The organism is Filobacillus milosensis (assembly GCF_004402015.1).
Classification (GTDB): domain Bacteria; phylum Bacillota; class Bacilli; order Bacillales; family Alkalibacillaceae; genus Filobacillus; species Filobacillus milosensis.
Genome location: NZ_SOPW01000010.1, coordinates 73,254 through 88,442 on the forward strand (window position 1 = coordinate 73,254; position 15,189 = coordinate 88,442).

The window sequence follows — 15,189 nt, forward strand, 5'->3', positions numbered from 1 at the left end:
ACGTGAATCCAAAACTGAATCCACGTGTGTTTATTATTAATACAACACATGACTTTTCTGTGTATCAACTTTGTCCCCGGCTGTTTTTAGAACAGAAGGGCCAAGGTCTTTAACCGTTCGTTTTCCAATCAATCCGAGTGTGATATCTAAATCAGCCAGCATGTTACGCATGACTTCTTTAACACCTTGTTGTCCGGCTACAGCTAGTCCATACATGGCAGGTCGACCTACCAGTACCGCACTTGCCCCTAGTGACATCGCTTTGATAATGTCTGAACCTCGTCGAATTCCGCTATCCATAAGAACAGGAATTTTGTCGCCTACAACATCTTTAACGAGTGGTAAGGCATCAATAGCTGAGATCGCGCCGTCCACTTGTCTGCCTCCATGGTTTGAAACGATGACACCATCTACGCCATAGTCTAATGCCAATTTAGCGTCGTCAGGGTGTAGAATTCCTTTTAACAGAATAGGGAGGTTGGTGTGTTCTTTCAAGAATGATATATCATCCCATGTTAAGCCAGTATTACCGAAAATTTGCGTCCAATGCATGATTGCAGACTGTGGGTCTTCTTTTGGTGATTTTTCTAATTTTGATAAGAATGCCGGGTCTGTAAAGTAGTTACCTAACCCTTCGCCAATTAAAAATGGTAAGTAAACATTCTTTAGGTCTTCTTCGCGCCAAGCCATCATCGGTGTATCGAGTGTCACGACAATCGCGGAGTACCCTGATGCATCTGCTCGTTTAAGGAAACTGGCTGTAATTTCAGGGTCACGACTCCAGTATAGCTGGAACCATCGTGGCGCATCACCCATGGCTTCGGCGATTTTTTCCATAGGTACAGAAGAAGCGGAGCTGGTTGTGTAAGGAATGCCGAGTTCCGCACAAGCTTTTGCTGAACCGATCTCACCTTCTTCATGTATAATGGACTGAACGCCAATAGGAGCTAACATGGATGGAGAAGGGTATGTTTGTCCGAATAGCTCAATCGATAGATCGCGTTCGTCTACATTATTAAGCATACGCGGGATGATTTGCCAGCGATTAAAGCCAGAGACGTTGGAGTCCATCGTACGTTCGCCACCTGCACCTCCAGCTATGTAGTAGAATGGACCGTCTTCTAGTTTCTTTCGTGCTTCTTTCTCCCAATCTTCATAAGAAATTGGAAGGCGATTCGGATCTGGATTCTGCATGGTCTGATAGATTGAATATTGAACCTGGTTACCAATGTTTTTCATAAAAATCCCCTTTCATTTCTGTTAATGAGTCGGATGACTAATTGTTATCATCATTGTATAATTAAATTCTAAATATTCCAATAATATTACTAATAAGGGTGAAACTGTGTATATAAAAGATGCTATTTATGGGAAGTTTATAGAGACGGAAAACAATTAGAGGAGGATGAGTGTGAATAAAATTGAACCAATAGAAGTGGCAAAAAACTTCATATCTACAAATCATCCTCATTGTGACGGAGCATTATTAGCAGGGAGTGTTGTTAGAGGAGATGCCACTGAAACATCTGATTTAGATATTGTAATTTTTGATCGTAAGCTAAAAGAGTCTTATCGTGAGTCACTGATTTATAAGGAGTGGAAAGTTGAATTATTTGTTCATAATTTAGGGTCTTATAAGGATTTTTTCAAAAGTGATTGTGAAAGGGCTAGACCTTCCTTGCCAAGAATGGTATCAGAAGGCATCATTTTGAAAGGGAAAAGTGTAGTAGACCCCATTAAAATGGAGGCTAAAAAGTTATTAGCTAAGGGACCAAGACTTTGGTCTAAAGAGGATATTGAAACTAAGCGCTACTTTATTTCTGACGCTTTAGATGATTTTATTGGGAGCGAACAAAGAGATGAGGAGATTTTTATTGCTCAATCATTAGCTGAGATACTTAGTGAATTTGTTTTGAGAACCAATAAACAGTGGGTAGGAACATCAAAATGGACCGTACGTGCGTTAAAGCAGTACGATCCTAAATTTGCTAAAAGATTTGTGCTGTCATTTGATACTTTTTATCGAACTGGAAAAAAAGAAAAAATTATTTCACTTGTAGATGAAGTACTGACACCTTATGGTGGACGGTTGTTTGAAGGGTATTCAGTAAACAAACCTTAAATTATAAATCCGCCAAATCCTCTCTATTCTCTGCTTGAGGTGGTTCTTCCAACCAGCCTTTTTCAATCATGAGGTCTGCCACTTCTTTCGCGAATGAACTAACTTCTGTCATGAGTTTACTGTAGCTTGATCCTAAATCCATTCTTGGACTGGCACCCATGGCTAACCCATAATTTCCTAAGCTTGCAGCAGTTAGGAAGGATATCATGTACAGCATCAATTTATCTGAAAAAGGTGATTCAGTAGCTTTGGTCACTCCAGAGTCCCAAGTACCTGGTGATGGTAAGTTTTCATCCAAAAGTTTATCTGAAAATACTTTTCTTTGCTTTTCAGACATTCGCTTACCCTTCCACAAAATTTTCTGTACCTCTTTATCATCAGCTACTTGTGCAAATCCAATCGCAAGCATGTGTCCCAGTATATTAGTATCTAAGTTTGAAAACAGATGTGTAATCTCATGTGCGGTTAGCGGTCGTTTATTTTTACCTAGCCCATCTAAAAACTTTTTCTTTGTTACAAATCTGACTTTCCTAGGATAAGTGATATATGGTGGTCGTATATAAAGCCCTTTGTTTTTAAGTAGATTAACCGATCGCTCATCAAGGTCAGTGGTAGTTTTCATGCAATAACGGTAAAGTTCACGAACGTCGTTTCTAGAGCTTAAACTATAGCATAATGAATAGGTGCCTAAACCAATCTTAGCCATGCTTTTAGCAAAATTTAGAATGAATATATCTGTAAAGAGTCGTGGTGCTTCTAAATTAACATCAGCTTGTGTAAAACCTTGTGGAATTGGGAATTCTTCAGCCTTAAGGATATTAGTTACACGTTCTAAATATTCATTAGATAGTTCTAATGCATACTCAATAATCGATTTTGTCTGCTCATCTTCTACGATATTCTTAAAGTATTTTAACGTACAAATCGACATGGTATTGTTTAAATAACAAGACCAAAGTCCACCTATTTCTGCAGATGTTAAGCGTGTATCTTGAGAGTTTTCCATAATGTCCTCCTGAAAAAATGCAATCATTATTTACATTTTTTGTTAGAGGGGAGAAAAATATGCATGAAAAATTGAAGGGATAGGTTGGGGGAGGGCCGTGATATTATAGGCCCATGATTTCAAAAATAAATATAACACAGGATAATGAACCTAATACGAGATAAATATTGGAGTAAGTTTTCTTACCTTCTTGTCTTGCTGCCAGGCCAGAAGCTATCATTAAAGCTGCAATAATTAAAAATATGTATGTATTCGGTAAGTAAAAGGCATCGCTGAGGTAGTGAAGACCAAATAGGATTAAAGCAATCGCGCCAATCGCAACTTCTAATATTTTAAACATTCATATCGACCTTTCTTTAAATTGTACGTCTTTCATTATATATGTAGTTCTGTAATAGCACCAGTGTTGGTTGTCGTTTTGTGTGAGTATTGGTTGTATAAAAAGAAGAAGCGCTTGATTAAAGCGCTTCTCGAATAACTTTCTTATAATATAGCACAGATAGTATTCCAAAAATAGAATAGAGTGCTGTGTAAAGTCCCATCACAATCAGCATTGGAGTCCAAACTTCTGAACCGAAGAAGAACCAGCCGGATTGCACGGCGAAGTAACTATGCAGTAAGCCGACTGCCAAAGGAATTCCGAAGTTGAATAGTTGTTTGAGTTGAATCCCTTTTAGTAAGTCTCCTTGTGTGAATCCTAGTTTTCTTAAAATGGTGTAGCTTGGTTTTTCACCTTCACCTTCATCCATTTGTTTAAAGTAAAGCACACAGCCTGAAGTGACTAAGAACGTTAGTCCTAAGAACCCAACGATAAACATCATTAAACCCATGTTCATTTTCTGATTACGACTGGTTTGGAGCTGAGAGTCGTTTCCGGCCCAACGATCGACATCTGTTGATTGGAAAAGCGTATTAGCCCGTTCTAAATCCCCTGAGTCCTTGATATCAAAACCAGTATAGACAAGCGATCCTTTTTGAATGTCTGGATTCATATGCTTCTTAAGTTTTTCAAAAATCGATTGATCAACGACGCAAAGTGGCATTCCACCACCATTTGTATAGTAAGATGAAACCAGATACTCACGGTTTAACCCTGTGAAATCTTGTTCAATCACTGTGTTTTGAGCCTTCAACTCAATTTTTCCGGAGTCTTCAATTGTCATAAATGACTGCATTAAATCCGAATATCCCGTTAATAAGGTCTCGTTTTCTGAAAGATCAATATGGTCGAAGTTTTCATCACTTACAACAGGGAGTGGCATGGCTGACAAATCCATTTCCGGGCCATCTATGTTGATATCCAGTATATCTTCCACATCTGCCATGACTTGAAAGACTTCAATTTGAGTCTTGTCGTAAGCAATGTCCTCCTCATTCAACGCCTGAGTAAATTCTTTTACACTTTCTTCATTTACTAACGAGAAGTCTGCCACAACGAAGTCTTCCGCTGTTTTTTCTGCTGAATAGTAAGCGATATAACTTAAGCTCAACAGACCAATGGCAAGTGCTGAGACCGTTGTAATGATGGTTAGTAACAGTGCGTTTGATTTCATTCGGAACATAATCGACGATAGCGATAATACTTTATTGATACTTAAGTAGCCATTGTTTTGTTTGCGAATCAGCTGGAAAATAAACGCTACCGATCCTTTATAAAAAAGATAGGTCCCAATGATGACAGCTGCTAAGATAAAGCCCATGGCAAATAGTAGTTCTTTTAATGTCGTGAAATCACCATCAAACAGCATCTGTGAGACATAGTAACCAGATGCAATCAAGGCAATCCCTAAGATGCCCATTAGAACTTGCCAAAACGATAGTTTCTTAACTTTTGTTTCTGTAGACGATCGAACATTGAATAACGCCAAAATGCTTTGTTTTTTAATAAACACATAGTTCGTCAACATAATGAATAAGTAGATTCCAATGAAGACAAGTAAAGTCTGAATGAGTGCTTCTGGTGAGAATCTTAAGTTTGCGACAGCCTCTACTCCTGTAATTTTAAATACGATCATGACAATGAGTTTTGAAATCGAAAAGCCAACTAAAATTCCCAGTGCTAGTGATGTGAAGTAAATGATAAAGTTTTCGATACCTAGAATTTTAATGATTCGACCTTTTGTCATGCCAATGAGTTGGAATAGACCAATCTCACTGCTGCGACGTTTGATAAATATGTTGTTCGCATAGATGAGGAAGATTCCCACGATAGCGACTAATAAGATTGAACCGACTTTTACAACGGCTTCTCCACGAACAGTCCCCTTTCTAGCATCCATGGACGGATCGTATTGTAAGGTGACAAACGCAAAATAAATCGCAACACTGAAAATTAAGGCGAAGACATATAAATAATAATTGCTTAAATTTTTCTTAAGGTTACGGAAAATGAGTTGATTAATGCTCATATTGAACCCCGCCTAACACACCTTGAGTTTTCATGATATCTTTGAAAAAGCTCTGTCTGTCTTCGTGCCCTTTATTCAGTTGTGAATAGATTTGTCCATCTTTGATAAAAATGACGCGACTACTGTAGCTTGCTGCAACTGGGTCGTGTGTCACCATCATGATGGTTGAATTACGTTTTTTGTTGAGTTCGCTTAATTTATCTAAGAGATTCGATGCGGATTTAGAATCCAGTGCCCCCGTCGGTTCATCAGCGAAAATAATGCTTGGTTTATGGATGAATGCGCGTGCCGCAGACGTTCGTTGTTTTTGCCCGCCTGAGATTTCATTTGGATATTTATCGCGAGCATCATAGATCCCGAGTTCATTGGCAACTGTTTCGAATTTTTGATTCGCCTCTTTTTTCGATACATTTTGAATAGAAAGTGGTAAAAGGATGTTCTCTTTAACCGTAAGTGTATCTAGTAAGTTATATTCTTGGAAGATAAAGCCCAGGTTATTTTTGCGGAACTCTGCCAGCTTTTTAGATTTCATGTTAGTAATTAAGCTGCCGTCAATTTTGATTGTCCCTTGGCTGACTTGATCGATCGATGATAAAACGTTCAGTAAAGTTGTTTTCCCTGAGCCCGAAGCCCCCATAATACTCACAAATTCACCTTGTTCAATGTTTAGGTCAATGCCTTGTAACACTTCTTGTTTATTAAATTTGTTTCCGTAGCTCTTATGAATTTTTTGAGCCTGTAAAATGTGCATGATTAGTGCTCCTTTCAATGAATCTGAATTAATTGTATATGGGGTAGCGGTTCGTTATCCTTCATTTTACCTAACAATTGAGGTCAGCGTGTGACATTTTTGTCACTTTGTTGTGAAACACATTAATAAAAATAGCTCAACTCCTTTTGGAATTGAGCTATGAGTCTTTGATTTGGATGGTTTTAGTTACATCTTTAATTTCAATATTCCATAAATCATCTTTAGAATCGTATTGAATTTTTTCTATGATTAATGTTTCTCGGTCAAATGTGTTAGAGGTTAATGCTTTGTTAAGTGCTTCTGACTGGGTCAAATCCGCACTTTCAGGTTTTGGGCTTGGTAGAATTTCAAGTTTTCCAAATGTGACTTGGCCAGGATAGGATTCTAATATCATCCCATAATACCAAACATGAACCTCATCACCGATGTTGACATGTTCAGGGGGAAAGGTTCCCCAAGTTGCATGATGAAAATCTCCTTCAACAGGTACTGGATCTACTACTAATATCCTGCCCTTTTCTTTATCTTTACCCACCACATACCCCGTCAAGTCGGGCTCGCCTGTAAACTCTTGTTCAGCATCGACCATTTCAATGGTTGGTTCATCGACGTTGTATTCTGTTTCATTGATAGGCAACAGCGGAACGATGATCCATAACAATATCGTAAGGACAATTAAAGCAGGAATAAATATGATGAAAAACTTAAGTTCATGATTAACGTTTGAGGTCATTTCGTTCACCTCCAGTCATGACGACCGTTTTTTTAAAAACGTATGGGAAAATCAAAAACCCTATGATTACGCCTGTTAGGTTAATGATTAGATCATCGATATCTAGCGCTTCCCTTGCCGTTAGATATTGAGTCAATTCAATCATCGATATCCCCAGAATTGACCATCCAGTTAGTTTCATTAAGGTAGACAAACTCATTTTTCTTAGGGAAAACGAGCTTGAAGGTTGTGCCTTGTTCAAGTTCTGAGTAGACATAAATGTTAATTTGTAATGAGTCCGCAACTTGCTTCGTCAGATAAAGTCCCATCCCAGTGGCTGAGTTATCCTGGTGTTTGGCGGTTGAAGTGAAACCTTTTTCAAAAATACGAGGCATATCTTTGGCGTCTATTCCGCGGCCGAAGTCTTGAAGCGTCAACGTTGTTTGGTCATTTTCATCGTCACTTGTAATCAAAATATCTGAGTCCTCACTGTATTTCACAGCATTAGATAATATTTGCCTAATGATAAATGCGAGCCATTTTCCATCCGTTAAAACCTTCTCCACCGCTAAATCTATATCGAACCCAATTCCTTTATGAATGCACCACGATTTTAGTGTTCGAATTTCCTGATAGATAATCGGTTCAAGCTCTGTTTGTTCAATGTATAAATCGTTTTCTATAATCGCCATGCGCTTTTTATGTAATTGCTGGTCGAGTAGCAGGTGGACACGTAGCCATTCATAGTTGAGGTCAGCTTTTAATGCTTGATCTTCTATTCGGTCAATGATCAGCTGCATGGCTGTTAATGGGGTTTTGACTTCGTGAATCCATGATAGTAATTCATCTTTTTCTTGTTCTAATGAGGTGCGATTATCTGATTCAATTTGTTTAAGGTGTTCAGCTTGCTCCGTAATATTTTTATAAACAATTTTTTCAAAAGGTGTGGCTGGTACAGGAATTTCTGACTCATCTAAGTCAGTCTCGCGATCCTTTAATGATTGATAAAACTTGGATTCCTTTTGATACCGAACGATTAAAAAAATGATAAAGATCGTATTCGATAGAAACAGATAATAGATGATGGACCCCAGTTTGATATAGGGATCGATGTAAGACATAAATAAGATTAGAAGCTGAAAGAAAATGATCAAAGTAATCCAACTGCGACGTTCTGTTAAAAACTTTCTGATCATGTTGATGCCCCTTCTTTTGCTATATAACCTTGTCCAACTTTTGTTTCGATGTTTTGTCCTAACCCAATTTCAACTAGTCGTTTTCTTAGGCGGTTGACGTTAACCGTTAATGTATTATCGCTAATAAACCGCTCATCTTCCCACAATTGATGAATCAACTCTTCGCGGCTCACGATTTTATTTTTATGTTCAATTAAAGCTTTTAAGATATATGTTTCATTTTTCGTCAGTTCGATCGTGCCGGCATCGTTTGATATGGTATTCTTTTCATAATCAACCGTCGCTCCAGCCCACGTTTTAAGGTGGATTTGGTCATTGTTGTAGTTATACACACGACGTAATGTCGCTTGAACTTTTGCGATTAAAACATCGAAATTAAATGGTTTTTGTATGTAATCATCCGCACCAAGCTGCATGGACATGACCATGTCTGTCGGGTGGTCTCGTGATGACAGGAAAATGATTGGCACGTTGGAATGCGCACGAATCATGCGACACCAATGGAAACCATCATATTTAGGTAACTGAATGTCGATGATAACTAGGTCTGGTTTAACCTCACTGAATTCTTCGATGACTTTTTCGAAGTCCTGAATGCCATACACCTCATACGACCATTGAGTTAATCGTTCTTTAATTTCATGAAAAAGTGACTCATCGTCTTCGATGACTAATAGTTTGAACATGGCTAACCCTCCGATCTAGGAAGTACTTGTTAGGGTAAGTATATATGGAGATAAATGGCAAGACAAGATTTTGTTTTATACACTGTTATTCATATGAAATGCACGGAAAACTCAATTAAAGCTCCAGAAAAGTGATGTTTTTGAGTTGATTCGACAGAATTCGGCCCGTTAATTCAACTGAAAAGCTCCGGAAAGCCAAGAAAATCCTCCGGAAATTAATTACCAAAACAAGGGAATGAGATGTTTGGTGTTGAATTAATTAATTTAGAGGAAAAGGATTTATGGGGGAAGAATGATGAAGAGATTTTGGTTTGTTTTAATTGTGTTATTTATCATGAATGGATGTTCTGACAAAGAAGAAGTTAATGGTGAGATGGCAGATGCTTTAAATGATTTAGAAAGAAAGGTGTCGGCATTAGAACAAAAGCTGACCGATCAGCAAGTGAAGATTGATGATCAGAAGGAAACGATTGATGAACAGGCTGAGTTAATTGAGAAGCAAGAACAAAGATTAAAACAAGAAGAGGATATTAAAAAGAATGATCATAGACGTTTAGATGAGAAAATTCATCGAGTTTATGATTTAGTGAGTCAAACCACTGCTTCAGAAACGGCTATTTTAAACAGTTCTGAAGTTAAAGACGGTTATATTGAGCTAGTAGTAACTTATGCAGACATGGTTGAAGATGAAAATGCTCCTAATGGATTCCGATTAGAAGAGAAAAACGAAGAGACGGTACTTGTTGATGTTAGCACACCCGTATATTTAGGCAGCATCGATCCTCATCGAATGCTAGATATTCAAGGGTTCAAAAGTAAAAAAGGCGCATTTTTGGAGTTTTTCAAGAAGGACGGGGAAATTGTATTTGTACAGGAAAGATATTTACCTTAATAGATTGGAGTTTTATATGTGGAAGATCTAAAAGTTACAGCTTTTAAAAAATCAAGTGATTGGATGAAACGTCATGCGCGACCGTTAGAAGCGGCAAGGTGGGAGTATAATTTTGAAGATGGAACAAAAGAACAAGTTTTGAAATGCTTGAAGGCTTTTCAAAACGATGATGGCGGCTTTGGTCATGGGATTGAACCTGATTTTTGGTTACCACAATCATCATCGATGTCTACATGGGCGGCTGGGCAAATATTAATTGAAGTAAAAGCCGATGCTAGTGATGAGATGGTACAAGGGATGATTTCGTATTTAGTTCGAACATATGACCATGAGACGGGTATGTGGCCTTCGGTTTTACCAGAAAATAATAACTACCCACACGCACCATGGTGGGGATGGCATGAGGGTGTTCAGGAAAACTGGATGTTTAACCCGGGTGTGGAGTTAGCGGCATTTTTAATTCATTGGTCTGAAGAAAACAGTGAAGCTGCAAGCATTGGGTGGGCTTCGGTTGAAAAAGCGGTAGACCATTTGATGAATTCAAATAAGATGGATTTTCATGAGGTTAATAATTTTCAAGAAATGATTAGAATGTTAGAAGTTAGGCAAGAGACTTTTAATGAGAGGGTGTCGTTTTCTTATGACGCAGTAACCAAACAAATAAACGACCTGGCTGAAAAGTCGGCTGAAAAAGATCCTTCAGATTGGGCGACAGGTTATAAACCCTTGCCATTAGACTTCGTTAACAGTCCTGATGATGTTCTCTACGAACGGTTCGGGCCGTCATTAATTGAGAGAAACCTGGAATTTTTCTTCAATCAAATGACTGATGAAGGGACTTGGGATGTGTCGTGGGATTGGGGTAGCTACCCTAAAGAATTCGCGATCTCAAGAAGGTACTGGCAAGGCATTTTAACCGTCAATCGTTATAAAAAACTAAAATCTTTTGGTATTGAATAATGAACTAAATGTTATTCGGAAGAGATGCACATACTAAAAAGAAATAAAAAATAAGGTGATTCGTAATGGTACATGAATTTAATGATGTTTTTATGCAAATATTGATTCTGCTGACAATCAGTGTAGCGGTTGCTATTTTAGCCAGTAAATTTAAACAGCCTTATAGCATTGCTCTTGTAGTTGTTGGTTTAGTGATTGGATTAATGCATTTACCAGGCATTGAAGAAGCGCAAAAGTTTATCACTCAATCAGCGGTTTTTCAGGTTGTGATTATTTCAATTTTCCTACCAACATTGCTAGGTGAAGCGACGTTAAATTTACCGTTTTCAGATTTAAAAGAGAACAAAAAGCCAATTTTAGCACTGGCATTTGTGGGGACATTTATCTCGAGTTTAGTCATCGGATCAGGTATTTACTTTTTATTAGATTTGCCACTGGTGGTTGCCTTCACATTTGGGGCGTTAATGAGTGCAACAGACCCCATTAGCGTGTTATCCATTTTTAAATCATTAGGAGTGACTAAAAAGCTGACCACGATTATTGAAGGGGAGTCTCTCTTTAACGATGGGATTGCCGTGGTTTTATTTACGATTGCTTCAGTTTATCTTTTAGATTATATCGATATGGGATGGGCTGGTTTAGGCGAAGGTGTGTTATTATTCGTTAAATTCGCCATAGGTGGATTGTTAATTGGTGCAGCATTTGGACTTCTGGCTTCACGGGCGGTCAGTGTCATCGATAATTATCCAATGGAGATCACGCTTTCGATGCTTCTGTTTTTCGGGAGCTATTTTACAGCGGAACTGATTCATGTTAGTGGTGTGATTGCGGTTGTTATCTCTGGTCTAGTCTTTGGTAACTATGGTGGAAAAATTGGAATGAGTCCCGTTACCAAATTAAGTATCCATACATTTTGGAGTGTCGTTGCTTTTATTGCGAACTCAATCATTTTCTTGATGGTGGGCCTTGAGATTAATCAAATTGATCTGTCAGGTAAATGGGGAATGGTTCTACTAGGAATTTTAATCGTTATTGGCGCAAGAGCCATAGCGACTTACACTAGTCTAGCGCTTATAAAAGGTTTTCCAATGAAATTCAGACACGCCTTGAACTGGGGTGGACTTAAAGGGAGTTTATCCATTGCATTAGCCTTAAGTCTGCCAACGGACTTTGATGGTCGTGAAGATATTCTTGTATTAACATTAAGTGTTGTCCTGTTCTCGTTAATTGTTCAAGGTTTGACGATTAAGCCTTTAATTAAGAAAGTAGGCATTCTTCAAGGTGATGAAGGGGTCAAAGAATACGAAGAAGTTGTTACTACCATTTATCGTTACGAAACAGCGATTCAAGACTGGGAAGATATGCAGAATAAGTCGTTCATCACGCGTGCTGAACTGGATGAATTGAAAAAAGAGTATCAAGACAAATTAGATGACTACTATGCCAAATTAGATGATTTATATGATCAGTATCCAGAGATTAAAGTCAAGCATATTAGAAGTGCGAAACGTGACGCACTGTATGTTGAATATCAATCGGTTAAAGAGCTTGTTCGAAGAGAAATTATCACAGATGATGTCGGTTCGAAACATATGAGTGAGATTTTAGAGAAGATTGAAGACATTGAGACCAAAATGAACACAGAGCATTAATACAACGAGGGACTTTATTTATGAAAAACTTCTTAGATCAGTTTTACACGATTGATGAAAAGACAAGGAACTATATCATTGAGATTGCTTTACAGGACTATGATGAAATTTTTAATACTTGGGATTCGGCCGTTTATAATATTCGTGACCTGGACTCGAGTTTAAAGACATTTCTTGAAGATTGTTTTTATGATATTGCTAATGAACATGGTGTGACCCTAAGGTTCAATATGAATGATGAAGTGAAAGACCAGAAGCGAGAGAAAAATATAGAACAAGGGATTCGGAATTATTTTCATTACAATCTGTTTTTGACACGGAAAGAGTTTACCCAGAAAAGAAAACGAGCGCTGTTGTATATTGTGTTTTCCTTTTTATTTACCCTGGTATCATTCTTTGTGCAGTATGTAGACAACGATATGTTTGCTTATAAATTTGTGTCCCTCAGCCTAACAGTTGGGGGCTGGGTGTTTATGTGGGAAGCTTTCTCCATGCTGTTTATCAACAGTAGTGATTTAAGACGGAAGCGCAAACAGTATGAGAGGATTTTAGAATCGACGGTTGTATTTATGTATCAGTAAAAATTAAATATAGGATAGGGGAAAAGAGATGGTAGATGTTTTAACAGATTTAAAAATTGGTGCGCCGCGTGACGATGTAGCTGCTTACGCTGGAAACCCAGATAATGCAACGGAATGGTATGTCAATATTAAAGAAGTCGAGTGGAAAACAGACAGGGCTGTTAAGGTTGGTTCAAAAGTTGCTTTTAAAGCACATTTCTTAGGTAGAAAGCTTGCTTATATTTATGAAATAGTTGAGTATGACCCGGGCAAAAAAATGGTGATGAAGACAGCTGATGGTCCTTTTCCTATGGAAACAACATATACGTGGGAGGAAGATGGGCCTGGTTTGACGCGTATGACATTGAGAAATCGAGGGGTTCCCAGTGGTTTTTCAAAGGTGATTACGCCGTTTATGGCTATGATGATGAAGCGGGCGAACAAGAAGGATTTAGAAAAAGTGAAGGAGATTATGGAGAAGAAGTAATATAGACAACAAGGGGAGACTTACATATGACACAGTCAGTAATTTTTGATATGGATGGAACGCTATTTCAAACCGACCAAATCCTTGAATTATCACTTGAAGATACGTTTAACCACTTAAGAGGAATGGATTTATGGGAAGGACTTGCCCCGTTAGATAAATACCGTGAGATTATGGGTGTGCCTTTGCCTAACGTGTGGAAGGCCTTATTGCCAAATCATTCTCGTGAAGTGCGTGAACAAGTGGATCAATATTTTTTGGAATGTTTAATTGGGAACATAAAGGCTGGTAATGGCGCTTTATATCCGAATGTTAAATTAACTATGGAAGGGTTGGTTGAGCGTGGTTATTCAATTTATATAGCAAGTAATGGATTAGTTGATTACCTAAAAGCGATTGTTGAGTATTATGGTTTAGATGATTTTGTGACCGAGACGTTTAGTATTGAACAGATTGATTCGTTGGATAAGGCGGATTTGGTAGGAGCTATACTGGATAAGTATCAGGTGAGTGAAGCAGCAGTGGTGGGTGATCGCTTGTCGGACATTCATGCAGCGAAGAAAAATGGATTAATAGCCATTGGTTGTCGCTTTGATTTTGCTAGAGAAGAAGAGTTGGCTCAGGCAGATTATGTGGTTGATGATTTATCAGAGTTAACAAAGGTGATCGGCGGTTTGAAAGTGAAGTAAGGAGGGGTTTATGGTATGTTTTTCTGGATTATTATTATAGCTATATTAATGCTGTCAATTGGTGCGGTGGCTAAGGTGAATGATATTCAGAAACATTTAGAGGAAGTTGATGAAAATAGGGACGAAACGATTCGAAAACTCAATGATTTATATAAAAGTGGCCTACTGAAGAAATCCGAGTTAAAGGTTAAAAAGACAGAACACAAGCGTAAAATATATTTAGATCAATTGAGTGAGCATCTACATAAATTACATGGACAAGGTCTACTAACCGATGACGAATTAGATGAAAAGTTGGAACAGTTACATAGAATACATGACGACCATGAAGATGTGGTTAAGTTGAGGCAGGAAACTGGTAATGAAGACATTGTATGTTTAGCAAAGGACTTAGGAGATGAATGGGTTTGTGTTTGTGGTGTGAAAAACGATAAAACAGGCTACCCAATTAACTGCACGAACTGCAATCGGAGTCAGCAATTTGTGTTTAATTATTATGCGAAAGGGAAATAGAAGCGAGTTAGTGACCTCGCTTCTATTTTTTATGGATAATATTTAGAAGTTTTTCAGAGGCGGATTGGTTGAGCATTCCCATTCTATTTTCTTCTTTATCCCAAAGTAAAATTTGAGTGGGGTCTGCCCAGATATAATAGTCTACCAAGCGTTCAGGCATGTTTTTGTCATATAAGAAAAATAGCACGAGTTTTAAGTTGTGTATTTGCTCTTTTCTAGGCGAGCCTTCTCTCCATTCAATAGATTTAAATATTTCTCTCAGTTGGTCTATTTCGTCTTGGTCAGTCACCATCCAATCTTCTCCATTCTGGTGCACATCTACTCGATTTAAGTCTTCGAGATTTTTGTGGTTTGTGCTACATGCAGTTGTGATCAGTAATAGAACGACGATTATTATGATATTTTTCACGATATTGACCTCCTGGACCTTTTAGTTATTAGACGAAACAGGGTGAGAAAAGGTTCCGTGGTAATTAGTGGCCGATACTAAATTTTTAGTGTCCAATACTTTTGGTTAGTGGCTGCAAATCTGAATTAGTGTCCAATACTATAAAG

18 protein-coding genes are annotated in these 15,189 nt (G+C 38.0%); 8 read left to right on the plus strand and 10 right to left on the minus strand.

Annotated elements, in window-relative coordinates; translation table 11 throughout:
* Positions 1 to 36 precede the first annotated feature (36 nt).
* Complete coding sequence (locus E3U55_RS10465; RefSeq protein WP_134340380.1) at positions 37 to 1,239, minus strand: lactate 2-monooxygenase; 1,203 nt, start codon at positions 1,237 to 1,239, stop codon at positions 37 to 39.
* Positions 1,240 to 1,420: 181 nt separating this feature from the next.
* On the opposite strand from E3U55_RS10465, the gene E3U55_RS10470 reads away from it, so the two are divergent.
* Positions 1,421 to 2,122, plus strand: a complete 702-nt coding sequence (locus E3U55_RS10470; protein ID WP_134340438.1) for a nucleotidyltransferase domain-containing protein — start codon at positions 1,421 to 1,423, stop codon at positions 2,120 to 2,122.
* Between the two features lies 1 nt (position 2,123).
* On the opposite strand, the gene E3U55_RS10475 is transcribed toward E3U55_RS10470, so the two are convergent.
* The 8 genes from E3U55_RS10475 to E3U55_RS10510 all read right to left on the minus strand — a co-directional run bounded on the left by E3U55_RS10475 (position 2,124) and on the right by E3U55_RS10510 (position 8,881).
* Positions 2,124 to 3,128: a DUF3231 family protein gene (locus tag E3U55_RS10475; protein ID WP_194840883.1), complete on the minus strand. Its 1,005-nt coding sequence runs from the start codon at positions 3,126 to 3,128 to the stop codon at positions 2,124 to 2,126.
* Positions 3,129 to 3,231: 103 nt separating this feature from the next.
* The gene (locus tag E3U55_RS10480) at positions 3,232 to 3,468 is read right to left on the minus strand and encodes a hypothetical protein (RefSeq protein WP_134340382.1); all 237 of its coding nucleotides are present in this window, start codon (positions 3,466 to 3,468) and stop codon (positions 3,232 to 3,234) included.
* A gap of 118 nt (positions 3,469 to 3,586) precedes the next feature.
* Positions 3,587 to 5,536 (minus strand): ABC transporter permease, encoded by a 1,950-nt coding sequence (locus E3U55_RS10485; protein ID WP_134340383.1) that lies wholly within the window; start codon positions 5,534 to 5,536, stop codon positions 3,587 to 3,589.
* Entirely contained in the window at positions 5,526 to 6,287 is a 762-nt protein-coding gene (locus E3U55_RS10490) for an ABC transporter ATP-binding protein (RefSeq protein ID WP_134340384.1), read from the minus strand. Before E3U55_RS10490 ends, E3U55_RS10485 begins: the two co-directional genes overlap by 11 nt.
* Positions 6,288 to 6,444: 157 nt before the next feature.
* Entirely contained in the window at positions 6,445 to 7,020 is a 576-nt protein-coding gene (locus E3U55_RS10495) for a DUF3221 domain-containing protein (protein ID WP_134340385.1), read from the minus strand.
* Positions 7,004 to 7,165 carry a VanZ family protein gene (locus E3U55_RS17560; protein ID WP_194840884.1) on the minus strand — a complete coding sequence of 54 codons (162 nt, stop codon included), beginning with the start codon at positions 7,163 to 7,165 and terminating at the stop codon, positions 7,004 to 7,006. The genes E3U55_RS10495 and E3U55_RS17560 overlap by 17 nt, the downstream gene beginning before the upstream one ends.
* Positions 7,158 to 8,195 (minus strand): sensor histidine kinase, encoded by a 1,038-nt coding sequence (locus E3U55_RS10505; RefSeq protein ID WP_134340387.1) that lies wholly within the window; start codon positions 8,193 to 8,195, stop codon positions 7,158 to 7,160. Before E3U55_RS10505 ends, E3U55_RS17560 begins: the two co-directional genes overlap by 8 nt.
* Positions 8,192 to 8,881 carry a response regulator transcription factor gene (locus tag E3U55_RS10510; protein ID WP_134340388.1) on the minus strand — a complete coding sequence of 230 codons (690 nt, stop codon included), beginning with the start codon at positions 8,879 to 8,881 and terminating at the stop codon, positions 8,192 to 8,194. The genes E3U55_RS10505 and E3U55_RS10510 overlap by 4 nt, the downstream gene beginning before the upstream one ends.
* A 295-nt stretch (positions 8,882 to 9,176) precedes the next feature.
* Between E3U55_RS10510 and E3U55_RS10515 the strand changes: the two genes are divergently transcribed.
* From E3U55_RS10515 to E3U55_RS10545, 7 genes are all read left to right on the plus strand, one after another.
* The gene (locus E3U55_RS10515; protein WP_134340389.1) at positions 9,177 to 9,773 is read left to right on the plus strand and encodes a hypothetical protein; all 597 of its coding nucleotides are present in this window, start codon (positions 9,177 to 9,179) and stop codon (positions 9,771 to 9,773) included.
* Between the two features lie 18 nt (positions 9,774 to 9,791).
* Complete coding sequence (locus tag E3U55_RS10520) at positions 9,792 to 10,733, plus strand: hypothetical protein (RefSeq protein ID WP_228547531.1); 942 nt, start codon at positions 9,792 to 9,794, stop codon at positions 10,731 to 10,733.
* A gap of 65 nt (positions 10,734 to 10,798) precedes the next feature.
* Positions 10,799 to 12,385 (plus strand): cation:proton antiporter domain-containing protein, encoded by a 1,587-nt coding sequence (locus E3U55_RS10525; protein WP_134340390.1) that lies wholly within the window; start codon positions 10,799 to 10,801, stop codon positions 12,383 to 12,385.
* 20 nt (positions 12,386 to 12,405) lie between these two features.
* A complete protein-coding gene (locus E3U55_RS10530) occupies positions 12,406 to 12,966 on the plus strand; it encodes a hypothetical protein (RefSeq protein WP_134340391.1) in 561 nt (186 codons plus the stop codon).
* 28 nt (positions 12,967 to 12,994) lie between these two features.
* A complete protein-coding gene (locus E3U55_RS10535) occupies positions 12,995 to 13,432 on the plus strand; it encodes an SRPBCC family protein (RefSeq protein ID WP_134340392.1) in 438 nt (145 codons plus the stop codon).
* A gap of 26 nt (positions 13,433 to 13,458) precedes the next feature.
* The gene (locus tag E3U55_RS10540) at positions 13,459 to 14,121 is read left to right on the plus strand and encodes an HAD hydrolase-like protein (RefSeq protein ID WP_134340393.1); all 663 of its coding nucleotides are present in this window, start codon (positions 13,459 to 13,461) and stop codon (positions 14,119 to 14,121) included.
* Between the two features lie 15 nt (positions 14,122 to 14,136).
* The gene (locus E3U55_RS10545; RefSeq protein ID WP_134340394.1) at positions 14,137 to 14,634 is read left to right on the plus strand and encodes a hypothetical protein; all 498 of its coding nucleotides are present in this window, start codon (positions 14,137 to 14,139) and stop codon (positions 14,632 to 14,634) included.
* Between the two features lie 22 nt (positions 14,635 to 14,656).
* Here the strand turns inward: E3U55_RS10545 and E3U55_RS10550 are convergent, their stop codons facing one another.
* Positions 14,657 to 15,043, minus strand: coding sequence for a hypothetical protein (locus tag E3U55_RS10550; RefSeq protein ID WP_134340395.1), 387 nt, complete (start codon positions 15,041 to 15,043; stop codon positions 14,657 to 14,659).
* Positions 15,044 to 15,189: the final 146 nt, after the last annotated feature.